At 63.2% G+C, this 14584-nt stretch carries 12 protein-coding genes; 10 read left to right on the forward strand and 2 right to left on the reverse strand.

The window, feature by feature from the left end; all coding sequences use genetic code 11:
• The first annotated feature begins 39 nt into the window (after positions 1 to 39).
• The 3 genes from rlmN to GC119_RS08460 are packed head-to-tail and all read left to right on the forward strand — an operon-like array spanning position 40 to position 2628.
• Entirely contained in the window at positions 40 to 1368 is a 1329-nt protein-coding gene (gene rlmN / locus GC119_RS08450) for a 23S rRNA (adenine(2503)-C(2))-methyltransferase RlmN (RefSeq protein WP_070777137.1), read from the forward strand.
• Between the two features lie 41 nt (positions 1369 to 1409).
• Positions 1410 to 1967, forward strand: coding sequence for a DivIVA domain-containing protein (locus tag GC119_RS08455; RefSeq protein ID WP_151952900.1), 558 nt, complete (start codon positions 1410 to 1412; stop codon positions 1965 to 1967).
• Between the two features lie 10 nt (positions 1968 to 1977).
• The gene (locus tag GC119_RS08460; RefSeq protein ID WP_151952901.1) at positions 1978 to 2628 is read left to right on the forward strand and encodes a hypothetical protein; all 651 of its coding nucleotides are present in this window, start codon (positions 1978 to 1980) and stop codon (positions 2626 to 2628) included.
• Positions 2629 to 2754: 126 nt separating this feature from the next.
• Here the strand turns inward: GC119_RS08460 and GC119_RS08465 are convergent, their stop codons facing one another.
• Positions 2755 to 3951, reverse strand: coding sequence for an acyl-CoA dehydrogenase family protein (locus GC119_RS08465; RefSeq protein WP_070574272.1), 1197 nt, complete (start codon positions 3949 to 3951; stop codon positions 2755 to 2757).
• Positions 3952 to 4081: 130 nt separating this feature from the next.
• On the opposite strand from GC119_RS08465, the gene dxr reads away from it, so the two are divergent.
• From dxr to GC119_RS08495, 6 genes are all read left to right on the forward strand, one after another.
• Positions 4082 to 5287 carry a 1-deoxy-D-xylulose-5-phosphate reductoisomerase gene (gene dxr, locus GC119_RS08470; RefSeq protein ID WP_151952902.1) on the forward strand — a complete coding sequence of 402 codons (1206 nt, stop codon included), beginning with the start codon at positions 4082 to 4084 and terminating at the stop codon, positions 5285 to 5287.
• A complete protein-coding gene (locus GC119_RS08475) occupies positions 5284 to 6717 on the forward strand; it encodes a M50 family metallopeptidase (protein WP_151952903.1) in 1434 nt (477 codons plus the stop codon). Before dxr ends, GC119_RS08475 begins: the two co-directional genes overlap by 4 nt.
• 171 nt (positions 6718 to 6888) lie before the next feature.
• Positions 6889 to 7893 carry a TAXI family TRAP transporter solute-binding subunit gene (locus GC119_RS08480; RefSeq protein ID WP_151952904.1) on the forward strand — a complete coding sequence of 335 codons (1005 nt, stop codon included), beginning with the start codon at positions 6889 to 6891 and terminating at the stop codon, positions 7891 to 7893.
• A 94-nt stretch (positions 7894 to 7987) separates the two neighbouring features.
• Positions 7988 to 10039, forward strand: a complete 2052-nt coding sequence (locus GC119_RS08485) for a TRAP transporter permease (protein ID WP_083318918.1) — start codon at positions 7988 to 7990, stop codon at positions 10037 to 10039.
• Between the two features lie 83 nt (positions 10040 to 10122).
• Positions 10123 to 11271 (forward strand): flavodoxin-dependent (E)-4-hydroxy-3-methylbut-2-enyl-diphosphate synthase, encoded by a 1149-nt coding sequence (ispG, locus tag GC119_RS08490; protein WP_070574448.1) that lies wholly within the window; start codon positions 10123 to 10125, stop codon positions 11269 to 11271.
• A complete protein-coding gene (locus GC119_RS08495) occupies positions 11268 to 12149 on the forward strand; it encodes a DUF4081 domain-containing GNAT family N-acetyltransferase (RefSeq protein ID WP_151952905.1) in 882 nt (293 codons plus the stop codon). The genes ispG and GC119_RS08495 overlap by 4 nt, the downstream gene beginning before the upstream one ends.
• Before the next feature lie 76 nt (positions 12150 to 12225).
• Here the strand turns inward: GC119_RS08495 and GC119_RS08500 are convergent, their stop codons facing one another.
• On the reverse strand, positions 12226 to 12618 hold the full coding sequence (locus tag GC119_RS08500) for an RNA-binding S4 domain-containing protein (RefSeq protein ID WP_151952906.1): 393 nt from the start codon (positions 12616 to 12618) through the stop codon (positions 12226 to 12228).
• A 102-nt stretch (positions 12619 to 12720) separates the two neighbouring features.
• Here GC119_RS08500 and GC119_RS08505 point away from each other — a divergent pair, with 102 nt between their 5' ends.
• Complete coding sequence (locus GC119_RS08505) at positions 12721 to 14544, forward strand: proline--tRNA ligase (protein ID WP_151952907.1); 1824 nt, start codon at positions 12721 to 12723, stop codon at positions 14542 to 14544.
• Positions 14545 to 14584: the final 40 nt, after the last annotated feature.

The following is a 14584-nucleotide window of genomic DNA, read 5'->3' on the forward strand; positions in this document are numbered from 1 at the left end:
GGGCCACTGGCGCGGGAGCTTTGGAATAATAGGGGAGTCATGAGCAACACGCGTCGCAAACAGGTCCGCCCCGTCGTCGAACACGAAGACGGCTCAACATCCAAGACGCCTACCCGCGATGGCCGCCCGCTGCTGAACTTTCGCGCACCGCGCGTGACCCAGCCGCCGCGGCACTTCGCCGACATGTCGATGGAGGAACGACAGGACGCCGTGCGCGAACTCGGTCTGCCTGCCTTCCGCGCCAAGCAGCTGTCCAATCACTACTTCCAGCGCAACATCACCGATCCTGCGCTCATGACAGACATCCCGGCCGATAAGCGCGATGCTCTTGCCGAAGCCTTCTTCCCACCGCTGCTGAGCGAGGTCCACCGGCTGAAGACCAAGAACGGCGACACCATCAAATTCCTGTGGCGTCTGTTTGACGGCGCACTCGTCGAATCCGTTCTCATGCGCTACCGCAATCGCATCACCCTGTGTGTGTCGTCCCAGTGCGGCTGCGGTATGAACTGCCCGTTCTGCGCCACCGGCCAGCAGGGGCTCACCCGCAACATGTCAACAGCCGAAATCGTCGAACAGGTCATCCGAGCCAACCAGGCCATCGCCGCAGGGGAACTCGCACCGACCGCGGAGCCGGACATCAACATGCTCGGCGAACAGGCAGCCGCGGTCGGCGACGAATCCGGCGAATCCGACGCAGGCGCTCAGCCCGGTGCGCACACCAGCGCTGGCGCCAAACCCTCTGCCACCCAAACACCCGCTGGCCAAGAGCGGGTGACGAACATCGTGTTCATGGGAATGGGCGAACCCCTAGCCAACTACAAACGCGTCATGAACGCCATCCGCCGCTTCACCGACGCCGCCCCGCACGGCCTGGGAATGTCGCCGCGGCGCATAACGGTTTCAACGGTGGGGCTGGTGCCGGGCATCCGCAAACTCATGAGCGAAGACATTCCCGTCACATTCGCCCTGAGCCTGCACGCACCCGATGACGGCCTGCGCAATGAGATGATTCCGGTCAACACACGCTGGAATGCCGACGAGGCGATTGACGCCGCCTATGACTACTACCGCACAACGGGCCGCAGGGTGTCGATTGAATATGCCCTCATCAAAGACATGAACGACCACGCGTGGCGGGCAGACCTTTTGGCAAAGAAGCTCAATGCCCGAGGCAGGGGCTGGGTGCACGTCAACCCGATTCCCCTCAACCCCACTCCGGGCTCGGTGTGGACCGCATCTGAACCGCAGGTTGCCCAGGAATTTGTAGACCGCCTGGTTTCGGCCGGAATTCCCACCACCATTCGCGACACCCGCGGACAGGACATCGACGGTGCCTGCGGTCAGCTGGCAGCGTCCGGCGAGGACTGAGACAAGCCGAACACAGCACGCATCACCTAAGAGGAGACCACATGGAGAAGAGCTTCCCCAGGATGTCGGGGTGGAAGTCCGGCTATGATCCCGGACAGGTTGACAGCTTCTTCAAGCGAGCCCGCGAATCCTATGAGCGCGAACAGCCCGGCCCGGGTGATCTCGATGCTCGCGCAGTGCGCACCGTGGGCTTCGATTTGGTGCGCCGCGGCTACCACGTCGGTGTTGTCGACGCGGCTCTCGACCGTTTGGAGGACGCGTTTGCCAAATCGTCTCGCGAACGGCTGATTGCCGAAGAGGGCGAAAAGGCGTGGATGGACAGACTGTCTTCTGCAGCCGGGTCGCTGCAGGCCCGTTTGGAGCGTCCTCGCGGTGAGCGGTTCGAACTTGCCGCCGACCGCACCATCGGCTATGACCTCGCTGAGGTCGACCAACTGTGCGACAAGATCAGCGCCTACTTCACACAGGGCCGGGCGATGAGCGTCGACGAGGTGCGCCGAGTTCTGTTCCGCACCCGCCGCGGTGAGCGAGCCTACGATGAAGACGAGGTCGATGCGTTCATCGACCGTGTCGTGGAAGTCATGGCCTCTGTCGACTGAGGGGATCTCTGTGAACGCCGATCTGCATTGGTTCCGCAAGCCTGCGACCAACGGTCCACGGGACAAGGGGACGTTCAACCCTGTCTTCGAACTGCTTGACCACCCGATTGCTTTGGGCCGCGGTGGGGAGGCATTTGCCTCTGGCGAGTGCGAACTGAGCTATGAGGACGCATTGGATCGCGCTGCGAAGTTCGCCGGGATTATGCGCGCTGTGTCCGAACCGGCCCCGCAGATGCTCATTGTTGAAGACGGGCTGAAGCCGACAGCTCTGCTGCTGGCTGTTCTCGGGGCAATGCGCGTGGGCACGTGCGCTGTCATCGGTTCAAAGGGACTGACTCCGCGGCAGAAAGCAGAAGCGCCGATTCTGCGGTCGGCATCTTCTGCAACCGTGCAGCATCAGGCGCAGGCCGTTGCTGAATCGCAGGCGCGCGCTGGAATGCACACTGCCACTCGGTCACTCGATACGCACTTTGAGGGTGCGGAGCTGCTGGCCGATGGGCCGGACAGCGCACCGTCTGCTGTGGATACGCTCATGAAGCAGGCGGCCTTCAAACACGCCGCCGCCGAGCCACTGGGACCCGGACGTACGCTCATGCGCCTTGACGGCATTGAGGTTACGGCCCTGGAAAGCCTCGAAGCAGTGCGCACTCTGCTGCGCTGATCAGAGCGAACCGAACTCACAGCAGGCGGCCTGGCTGTCGCCGCATCAGCCCTCACAGCCGCGAAAAGGCCCCGCTCCCTGTTCGGAAGCGGGGCCTTCTCGCGTTAGCAGTGCCTCAGCTGTGGATCAGGCGAAGGCGTTGATGCCGGTGAGCGCACGGCCCAGCGTGAGCTGGTGAACTTCGTGTGTGCCTTCGTAGGTCAGCACGGTTTCGAGGTTGATGGCGTGGCGCAGCGGCGAGTATTCGCTGGTGATGCCCGAACCGCCGAAGAGTGCGCGCAGGTCGCGGGCGATGTTCATAGCGGTGTCGACGTTGTTCATCTTGCCAAGCGAAATCTGCTCGGGGCGCACGCCGTCCTTCGAGTCCTTGAGATCGCCGAGGTGTGACGCAAGCAGGGTGATGTTCGAGTACTGGCCGAAGGCCTTCGCCAGTTTCTGCTGCGAAATCTGGAAAGCGGCCAGCGGCTTGTCGAACTGGATGCGGCTGCCGGTGTACATGAGTGCCTGTTCCAGGGAGTCGCGAGCAGCACCGGTGACACCCCAGACGATGCCGTAGCGGGCTTCTGAAAGGCAGGACAGGGGTCCCTTGAGTCCCTCTGCCTTCGGCATGACGGCCGAACCGGGCAGGCGGACGTTGTCCAGGACGATTTCACCGGTGATGGAGGCCCGCAGTGACAGCTTGCGCTGGACGGTGGGGGTTTCCACGCCGGGGGTGTCGGTGGGAACCACGAAGCCGCGGATCATGGGACGGCCCTTGGCATCGGTTTCGTCGGTCTTGGCCCACACGACGGCGACGTCTGCGACGGGGGAGTTGGTGATCCACATCTTGGCGCCGTTGAGGATCCAGTCGTCGCCGTCGCGCTTGGCGGTGGTGCGCATGTTCGACGGGTCCGATCCGACATCCGGTTCGGTCAGGCCGAAGCATCCGATGGCCTTGCCTTCGCCCATGCGGGGCAGCCATTCTTCCTTCTGCTCTTCCGAGCCCCAGTGGTGAATGGCGAACATCGCCAGCGAACCCTGGACTGAGACAAGCGAGCGCAGGCCCGAGTCGACTGCTTCGAGTTCACGGCAGGCGATGCCGTACATGCGGGCAGAAGCGCCGGGCAGCGTGTAGCCGTCCAGGTGCATGCCGAGCAGGCCGAGCTCACCGAGGCCTTCAGCGAGTTCACGCGCGGGAATGGTGCCTTCGAGGTACCAGTCGCCGATTTTTTCGCGCACGTTTTCATCCAGCCAGCTGCGGACGATGCCAGCCCATTCGCGCTCTTCTTTCGAGAAGAGGTGATTGAGTCCGAGGATTTCGTCCGGGTGTGAGGTCTTGGCCATTTCACTCCTTTGTTCAGAGGGCTCAGGGAGGACTTCCAAAAAAGAGTATAGCCGAGATATGTATTTTCTGTGACGAATATCCCCTGGTCCCTCTGAGCGCGGGTTCAGCGACGTCTGCCAAGATAGCCAGGTGCTTCACATCTCAGTTCTCGGCTCGACCGGTTCCGTTGGGACGCAGACCCTCGACGTCGTCAGCGCCCACCCTGACCGCTTCCAGATAGTCGGTCTCGTCTGCCACACGAATATTGCCTCCGCAGCCGCGCAGGCCGTTCGCTTTCGCGCAACTGCCCTGGGTGCTGTCGGTGCCGCATCGGCTGACGAGGTGGAGCGGGCCGTCGCATCTGCCGCGGCCGCCGCTTCGGTTGCGAACCCCGTGGAGCGGGTGTTCGTCGGGCCGCGGGCAGCTGACGATGTTGCGAAGCTCGAAGCCGATACGGTCCTCAACGCCATTACGGGTGCCGCCGGTCTGACGGCGACTCTGGCTGCCCTTGAGCGCGGCACAGATGTCGCGCTGGCAAACAAAGAGTCGCTCATCATCGGCGGCGATGTCGTCATGGAAGTCGCTGCGCGAACGGGTGCGCGCCTGCTTCCGGTCGATTCTGAGCACTCTGCCGTGTGGCAGGCCCTACGGTCTGGCCGCCGTGAAGAAGTCAGCCGTTTGGTGATCACGGCAAGCGGGGGGCCCTTCCGCGGGATGACGGAGTCTGAACTTGAGGCGGTCACACCGCAGCAGGCGCTGAAACACCCCACGTGGGACATGGGCAAGGTCATCACGACGAATTCGGCAACGCTTGTCAATAAGGGTTTGGAGGTCATTGAGGCGCATCTGCTCTTCGACATTCCCTACGAACAGATCAGTGTGGTCGTCCACCCGCAGTCGCAGATTCACTCCATGGTCGAATATGTCGACGGCTCCACGATCGCGCAGGTCAGCCCGCCGGATATGAAGCTGCCGATCGCCTACGCCCTCGGCTATGAGGAACGGCTGTCGAACATCACGGCACCCAACCGCTGGGACGAGCCGACACAGTGGACATTCGAACCGGTTGACCACGATGCGTTCCCCGCCTTGCGCTTGGCCGTGCGCGCCGGCCGGATCGGCAGCACCGCACCGGCGGTCTACAACGCGGCAAACGAAATCCTGGTGGATGCCTTCCACGATGGGAAGGTCTCCTTTCTCGACATCAGCAGGGGGCTGAGTGCAGCACTCGATGCGCACACACCGCACAACGGGAAGCTGACGGCCGAGCTTGTCTTGGCGGCTGATGGCGAGGCCCGCACGTTCGCCCAGCAGTGGGTGGCCGAACGGGCAGCGCACGGGGGAGAGCGTTCATGACCGCCCTGCTGTACGCATTGGGAATCGTCTTCATGCTCGCAGTCGTCGGGCTGTCCATTGGGCTGCACGAACTGGGACACCTGGTGCCCGCCAAGCGCTTCGGGGTGAAGGTCACCCACTTCATGATCGGCTTCGGCCCGACCCTGATTTCGTTTAAGCGCGGTGAAACCCGCTACGGCATCAAACTGCTGCCGCTGGGCGGCTTCATCGCCATGCCGGGCATGTATCCGCCGAAGCAGGCGGTTCACGCTCGGGCTGAGGAGCTGCGCGGAGTCGAATCAGCACACGACATTGTGGAGGCCGACGCCCAGCGCCGGGCGGTTGAAGGCGTCTGCGGGCAGCAGGGCGCCGGACGAAAGCGCGTGTTCGAACAGAGCGCGGAGGACGCCCGAGAATTCTCCAATCGAGGAATCGCACCGGGAGAAGAAGGCCGCACCTTCTACGCCCTGTCGGTTCCCAAGCGCTTGGCCGTCATGTTCGGCGGGCCCGCCGTCAACCTCGTCCTCGGGATCGTCTTCTTGGGCATTGTGCTCATGGGCATCGGCGTTCCGGGACTGTCCACCCAGCTGTCCGGGGTTGTTGAATGTGCCGTCGACGCCGAAACCGCACAGAAGCGCGGGCCCGATGCCGAATGCCAGCCGGGTGATACTCCCGCCCCGGCAAAGGCTGCCGGTCTCAAACCGGGAGACACGATCACCGCCGTCGCCGGTACGCGGGTAGACACCTGGGAGCAGGTGCAGAAGATCATTGCCGACAGCGCCGGCAGGACCGTCACCGTGGCTTACGAACGCGGCGGCGGTGAGCACACTGTGCAGGTGCCCATCATCGAAACTGAGCGCGCGGTCTACGACGACGATGGAAAACAGAAGTTCACTGCCGACGGAAAGCCGGAAACCGCCACCGTCGGCTTCTTGGGGGTCTCACCGCAGAAGAAGCACTACCCGCTGTCACCGGCGCAGTTCCCGGCCGAAGCGGGCAAGGCACTCGGGCAGACCTTCACCGCGCTGGCGACTCTGCCGGTCAAACTCGTTCAGATCGGGAATGTCGCTCTCGGGGGAGCGGAGCGCGACCCCAACGGGCCGATGGGCATGGTCGGTGTGGGCCGAGTTGCCGGCGAAATCGTATCGGCAGACGCTTTCGCGGTGGTCGACAAGGTGCAGCTGGGCCTGAGCCTGGCGGCATCGCTCAATCTGTTCCTGTTCGCGTTCAACATGGTTCCGCTTCTTCCTCTGGACGGCGGGCACATCGCGGTCGCCCTCTACGAAGGAGCTCGCCGCAGGATCAACCTCTCTCGCGGTCGAGGACTCATCGGCCCGTTCGACACCGCAAAGCTGCTTCCCCTGACCTACGGGGTCGTGGGAATTCTGCTGTGCATGACAGCACTGCTCGTCTACGTCGACATCGTCAAGCCCGTCAGGCTGTTCGGCTGACACCTGCGGCTGAGCCCCGGGGCTGGAGAACTACCGGCAGGAAGCTTGTCTGAGCGCCCGCTGAGGGATTTCTGGCAGTGCGCCCAGAAGATGCGCTATTCTTCTCACAGCCATTTGGACGTATGACCTGCCGCACGTTTCTGCGTCGGCGGGCCCAGACATAGGAGCCTCATGAAGAAGAGCGTTCTTCTCAAGATTGCAGCTGCCGCAAGCGCAGCCGCTCTCGTACTCACCGGATGTGAGCGCGGCGGAGCCGAGGGCGGCTCGGCGGCACCGGAAGAGAACTTCACCAAGGACCTGACGTTCGGCACCGGCGGCACCGCGGGCGTCTACTACCCGCTGGGCAACGAATACGCCCGTCTCCTGCAGGACACGGACGCAGACCTGAAGGTCAACGCCGTCGAAACCGACGGTTCTGTAGACAACCTGGGCCGCATTGCCAAGGGCGACGCTCAGCTGGGCTTCACCCAGTCGAACACTGCAAACGACGCCGTGCGCGGAACCGGCGATTTCGAAGAGGTCGGCAAGCTCAGCAACGTCGGCTGGATGGGCCAGCTGTACCCGGAAGCCGCCCAGATCATCACGCTTGAGAAGAGCGGCTTCGACTCGGTTGAAGATCTCAAGGGCAAGAAGATCGCCGTCGGCGCACCCGGTTCCGGCACCGCCGCGGTTGCCAAGCTCATCCTCGACGCCTACGGCTTCAAGGAGGGCGACTACGAACCCTACGAAGAGAGCTTCGCGGATGCCCGCTCCAAGGTGCAGGACGGCAACATCGACGCCTCTATCGAAATCCTCGGCGTCCCGGCTGCCGCGCTGTCGGAACTGTCTGCCAACGCCGACGTCAAGCTCCTTCCCATCGACAAGGACAAAGCCGAGAAGATCGCAGCTGAATCCGAATACGAAAGCTACGAAATCCCCGGCGGCTCCTACGACTTCGCCAAGGACCCGGTCCAGACGGTGACCGTGTTCGCAACGATCGTCGGCTCGACCAACCAGATCAGCGAAGAAGACGGCTACGCCATCACCAAGTCGCTGTACGAAGACGCCGGCAAGATCTCGCTGGCGCAGGGCAAGCTCATCAAAGCCGAAGACGCTCTGCTCGGCCGCGGCGATGTCCCGCTTCACCCCGGCGCTAAGAAGTACTTCGAAGAAAAGGGCGTCGAGGACCAGAACTGATCCTCTCACCCTCGGCTGACAACCGCGGCGACGGCGCGCTGAGCGCCGTCGCCGCGTGGGCCGTCTAGACCATCCCCACGACAGGCAGAAGATCATGACTCCCTCCGATACCGCCAAAAACCCGGACCCAAGTCCCGTCGCTGACACGGCGCCCATGGACCAGAAACAAGCGCAGGACCTCGCAGACAAGGTCATGCGCGACCTGGACAGCGCTTCGCGTCACCGCATCAACTCCGACATGGGGCCGTGGCGCATTGCCGTCTTCGTCCTGTCTGTCGCACTGACCGTCTTTCAGCTGTACACAGCGCTCTTCGGCACTCGACCCACACTGATCCAGGGCTCGATCCACGTCGGCGGGGCCATGGGCATCATCTTCCTGCTGTACCCGCTGCACAGGAGCCTGTGCCTGAAATCTGATAAGAACCGCAAGGCCTACTACACGGCTCTCTCAGTTGACACTGTGCTGTCGCTGCTGGCAATGGGAACCTCCGTTTACCTGCTTGCCAACTACACCTATCTGACGGGTGTCGGCGTGCAGATCCACGGCTATTCGACTCTCGACACGATCGTCGCGCTTGTTGCGATCCTCCTGATCCTCGAAGCCACCCGCCGCTGCGTGGGCCTGCCGATCGTCATCATCGCCGTCGTTGCGCTGCTGTACTTCTGGCTGGGCAACTACTCGCCGATCATGCGCTACCACGGCACCACGTGGCAGAACATGGTGCAGCAGACCTACTATTCGTCGCGCTCGATCTTCGGCGTGCCGATCCAGGTGTCCTCGAGCTTCATTTTCCTGTTCCTGTTCTTCGGCGTCATTCTGGTGCGCACCGACATCGGCGCCTACTTCAATTCGCTTGCATTCCGCCTGACCGGCCGCTTCGCCGGCGGCCCGGCAAAGGCTGCAGTCGTCGCCTCGGCAATGCAGGGAACCGTGACCGGCTCATCGGTCGCCAACGCTGTGACGTCCGGTTCTTTCACGATTCCGCTGATGAAGAAGGTCGGCTTCAGCCCGAAGTTCGCCGCTGCGGTCGAAGCAACCGCGTCGACCGGTGGTCAGATCATGCCGCCCGTTATGGGTGCGGCCGTGTTCATCATGGCCGAGTACACGGGTGTTCCCTACTCGCACATCATCCTCATTGCGATTGTCCCGGCGTTCCTCTACTTTGCCGGCGTGATGCTTGCGGTGCACTTCGAAGCGCGCCGTCTGCGCATCGAAGGCTACTCAAAGGACGAACTGCCGCGCTGGAAGATGCTGCTCAAGCGCCTTGACCAGCTGCTGCCGCTGGGCGTGATCATCGTGACGCTTCTGGCTGGCACCACGCCGCAGAAAGCCGCACTGTGGGGCATTCTCATTGCCTTCGTCATCAGCCTTCTGCGCGCCAGCACTCGCCTGGGCTTCAAGGACACGATCCTGCTGCTGGAAGAGGGCGCAAAGACCGCTCTGCCCGTCATTGCCGCCTGTGCGACTGCGGGTATGGTCGCAGGCATTGTGACCGCCACCGGTCTGGGCGGCCGTCTGGCCGACGGCATCCTCACCGCCGCGGGCGAGAACTTCTTCCTCGTCATGTTCTTCACCATGATCGCCTGCCTGGTGCTCGGCATGGGCTTGCCGACCACCGCCAACTATGTCGTCACGGCCACCGTGGCAGCGCCGATCCTCATTTCGAATTTCGATGTGCCGATTCTGGCTGCGCACCTGTTCGTGTTCTACTTCGGTCTGCTTGCCGATGTGACCCCGCCGGTCTGCCTTGCTGCCTACGCGGCTTCGGGCATTGCCGGTTCGAACCCGCTGAAGTCCGGTGTCACGGCGCTCAAGGTGGCTGTCGCCGGCTTCCTCGTGCCCTATGTCTTCGTGATGGAGCCGGTGCTGCTGTTCCAGGGCGACCAGAATCCGCTCATGTTCATCCCGGTGTTTGCGACAGCGCTGCTGGGCATGGCTGTGCTTTCAGCGGCTGTCGCAGGGTTCTACTTCCGCAAACTCGTTGCGTGGGAATCCGTCATCCTGGCACTTGCAGGCCTTCTCCTTGTCTACCCGGTCATCGCAATGTCGCTTCTCGGCCTGGCCATTGCGGTCGTCATGGCCATCTACCAGCGGATGACCGAGCGAAAGAAGACTCTCGGCGCATCCACAGGAGCCGGGGTCTAGAATCGTTCTGCGGGCCGCAGGCTACGGTCCCGGCCCGCAGAACTGTGCACATCCCCGCAGCCTCGTTCGAAAGGGAACCGCCTGTGACATCGGTCAATCTGGGAATGCCGAAACCACCCCCGCCTGTTCTGGCTCCCCGCCGCAAGACCCGGCAGATCAAGGTCGGAAGCGTCGGAGTGGGATCGGAATCCCCGGTCAGCATCCAGTCGATGACGACCACCAAGACCACTGACATCAACGGCACGCTGCAGCAGATCGCTGAGCTCACCGCTGCCGGCTGCGACATTGTGCGCGTAGCCTGCCCTTCTGCTGATGACGCCGAAGCGCTTCCCGCGATCGCCCAGAAGTCGAAGATACCGGTCATCGCCGACATCCACTTCCAGCCGAAGTACGTCTACGCGGCCATCGACGCTGGCTGTGCCGGTGTGCGCGTCAATCCCGGCAACATCCGCAAGTTCGATGACCAGGTCAAGGAGATCTCCAAAGCCGCCGCGGACGCCGGAGTGTCGCTGCGCATCGGCGTCAACGCCGGTTCGCTCGATAAGCGGATCATGGAGAAGTACGGTTCGGCCACCCCGGAAGCCCTCGTTGAGTCCGCAGTGTGGGAAGCGAGCCTTTTCGAAGAGCACGATTTCCACGACTTCAAGATCTCGGTCAAGCACCACGATCCCGTCGTCATGGTGCAGGCCTATGAAATGCTCGCCGAGCGCGGCGACTGGCCGCTGCACCTGGGCGTGACCGAAGCCGGTCCGGCATTCCAGGGCACGATTAAGTCTGCAACCGCCTTCGGCGCCCTGCTCTCCAAGGGCATCGGCGACACCATCCGCGTGTCGCTGTCCGCACCGCCGGTTGAAGAGGTCAAGGTCGGCGAACAGATTCTGCAGTCGCTCAATCTGCGTCCGCGCAAGCTTGAAATCGTGTCGTGTCCGTCCTGTGGGCGGGCTCAGGTTGATGTTTTCGAACTTGCAGAAAAGGTCACGGCCGGCCTTGAGGGCATGGAGATTCCGCTGCGCGTGGCCGTTATGGGCTGTGTTGTCAACGGCCCGGGCGAGGCTCGCGAAGCCGACCTCGGTGTTGCCTCCGGCAACGGCAAAGGCCAGATTTTCGTCAAGGGCGAAGTCATCCGCACCGTACCGGAATCGAAGATCGTCGAAACGCTCATCGAAGAGGCCCACCGCATTGCCGAAGAGTCCGACCAGCCTTCCGGTCCGCCCGAGGTCATCGTCGGGTGACGACGCTTGCAGCCCCGCTGCTGCATGAGCACACCGACTGGTTCGCCGCGGAGATCGCCCGTGATCCCGCGGCGAACGTCTTCCTGCAGGCACTGCTGGAACGCTCGCGCACAGTGGAGATAGCCAGCCCCGCGGGCCGGATGGTGGGGTGTTTTCGCGACGGACGGCCGGTTGCCGCCTACTGGCTGGGCAACACGATAGTTCCCCTGGGCGCGGATCCTGAGACCAACCGCGTTATGGCTGGAATCCTCAACCACGAGGGGCGCAGGCCGTCGTCTTTTGTCGGGCCCGCCGAGCAGATTCTGGATCTGACCTCCCGGCTGAACTGGGGTCCGCCTCGGGATCGCAGGCCCAACCAGCCGCTGCTCAGTGCGCTTGCCGCCCCGACCGCTGTGCCGGACCCCCTGGTCCGGCAGTTCTCCCCGTACGAGGCGGAGGTTGTGTTTCCGGCATCTGTCGCGATGTACGAAGAAGAGGTGGGTCACTCACCTCTGGAAGGCGGAAGCACGGGTTATCGCAGGCGGGTCGAGTCTCTCATTGCCGGGGGACTGTCGCTTGGCTACACGGCACGCACCGGGCCCACCGGGCAGCCTATGCCTCTGTGGCCCAACCGAATGTCTGACGAACAGGTCGTCTTCAAGGCCGATATCGGGATCGGCTCGGGTGTGTCAGTTCAGGTGCAGGGTGTGTGGGTGCACCCCGAGTATCGCGGCAGGGGACTCGCTTCGCGCGCCATGGCTGCTGCAACCGCTCTCATTCGGCGTCGCTTTGCTCCGACAGTCACGCTGTACGCCAACAGCCACAACGTGCCGGCCCTGCGCGCATATGCAAAAGCCGGGTTCGTTCCCGTGGGCACATTCGCGACAGTCAACTACTGAGATCCAAGCGGGTCTGCTTTCGTGAGAAGCCGGTGCAGGCGAGCAGACAGCGGGACCGGGGCGGCACCTCGTGAGTTCAGCGGGAAGTGCGGCCGCGCAGCCGGTCCCAGGCCCGGCGGTCTTTTTTCGTGGGTCGACCGGCGCCCTTTTCGCGTTTGGGCACCGGGGCGCGCAGCAGAGGGTTCGGCGGGGGAGACGTGTCGATGTAGCAGGCCGCGGCCATAGAAGCCGGTCCTCGAGTGTCGAGAAAGCCCTGCACCGTGAGCACTCGCTCAGCGCCCGGTCTGCGGATGACGACAACCTGGCCGATTCTGACCTTGTCCGCGGGTTTGGCGCGGTCGCCGTCAATGCGCACGTGCCCGGATTTGATCTGCTTCTGCGCCAAAGACCGGGTTTTGAACGCGCGGACGGCCCAGAGCCACACATCGATCCGCTGGCTTGCACCGGCGTCAAAGTTCAGCTCGGGCATAGGCCTCCTTCCGCTGCGGTCGACCGGGTGGTGAAGATGCTGCGAACAACTGTAGCGCCGGTGATAATCTTGCCCCGATACCTGCCCGATAAAGGAGCCCACATGACCCTGCGGCTGTCGAAGCTGTTCGTCCGGACACTGAAAGAAGATCCGGCCGATGCCGAAATCAAAAGCCACAAACTGCTGCACCGCGCCGGCTATATTCGCCGAACCTCGCCCGGTATCTTCTCGTGGCTGCCGCTGGGCCTGAAAGTCCTTGAACGCGTCGAAGCGATTGTCCGCGAAGAAATGGAGCGGGCAGGAAGCCAGGAAGTCCACTTCCCGGCGCTGCTGCCGGCTGAACCCTATGAACAGTCCGGCCGCTGGTCCGCGTTCGGCGAGGGCATATTCCGGCTCAAAGACCGCCGTGAGCACGACTACCTCCTGGCTCCGACCCACGAAGAGGTGTTCACCATGCTGGTGTCCGACCTCTACTCGTCCTACAAGGACCTCCCGCTGAGCCTGTACCAGATTCAGACTAAGTACCGCGATGAAGCTCGCCCGCGAGCGGGCCTGCTGCGCGGGCGCGAATTCATCATGAAGGACGCCTACTCCTTCGACATCGACGGCGCAGGCCTCGACGTTTCCTACGAAGCCATGCGCCGGGCCTACATCAACGTCTTCACGCGTCTGGGACTGCCGTACGTCGTGGTCGAAGCAACCCCGGGTGCGATGGGCGGTTCCGGCACTCACGAATTCCTCTACCCGACGGAGGTCGGTGAAGACACCTACGTCCGCTCTGAAGGCGGCTACACCGCCAATGTCGAGGCTGTCACCACGCCGCTGGCCGCCCCGGTGCCCTTTGACGGTCTGCCAGAAGCGCAGGTCATCGAAACACCGGATTCGCGCACCATCGAAACTCTCGTTGCAAGTGCGAACGAAGTCTTCCCGCGCGCCGAGGGCCCGTGGACGGCGGCAGATACGCTCAAGAACGTCGTGTGCGCTCTCATCCACCCCGACGGCGAACGCGAAGTCATCGTCATCGGCCTGCCCGGCGACCGTGCGGTCGACCTCGACCGCGCTGCCGGAACCGGTCTACTCGGCGATGGTGAAATCGACCTTGAACCGGCAACCGAAGACGATCTCAAAAAGCACCCGGGTCTCGTGGCCGGGTACATTGGCCCCGGAAACTCGCTGGACGCCGCTGTTCTGGGTGCGGAGAGCTCGACGGGCATCCGCTACTTCCTCGACCCCCGGGTCTCCGAGGGCACGCAGTGGATCACCGGAGCGAACGAAGACCGCAAGCATGTCTTCAACCTCACCGCCGGCCGCGACTTCACCGCAGACGGCTATATCGAGGCGGCTGAGATTCGCGAGGGCGACCCCGCCCCGGACGGCTCGGGTCCGCTGCAGTTGGCCCGCGGTGTTGAAATCGGCCAGATCTTCAAACTGGGCACCCGCTACGCAGAAGCTCTCGGCTTGAACGTGCTTGATGAAAACGGCAAGTCCCGTGTTGTCACAATGGGCAGCTACGGCATCGGCGTCACCCGTGTTCTCGCCTGTCTGGTCGAAGAGTTCGCCGATGACAAGGGTCTGCTGTGGCCGGTGCACTTGGCTCCGGCGGACGTTCACATTGTTGCCACCGGCAAGGGCGACGAACCCCTGGAAGCTGCTGAGAAGCTCACCGCGGCCATCGAAGAAGCCGGTTTCCGGGTTCTGCTCGATGACCGTCCGAAAGTTTCACCGGGCATGAAGTTCGGCGACGCCGAACTGCTGGGCGTGCCGAACGTGCTCGTCGCCGGCCGCGGCCTGGCAGAAGGGCTCGTAGAGCTGCGCGATCGCTTCACGGGCGAATCGACCGAACTGCCTGTCGACCAGGCAGCCGACGCAGTCATCGCCCGTCTGCGGCAGCAGTACGCCGAACAGGACGCCATCGAACTTCTGTAGCCGTCACGTGCTGGCACTCGAAGCGTCAGCTGCAGACCAA

Origin of the sequence: Brevibacterium sp. Marseille-P9724 (assembly GCF_902500275.1) — a bacterium.
Classification (GTDB): Bacteria; Actinomycetota; Actinomycetes; order Actinomycetales; family Brevibacteriaceae; genus Brevibacterium.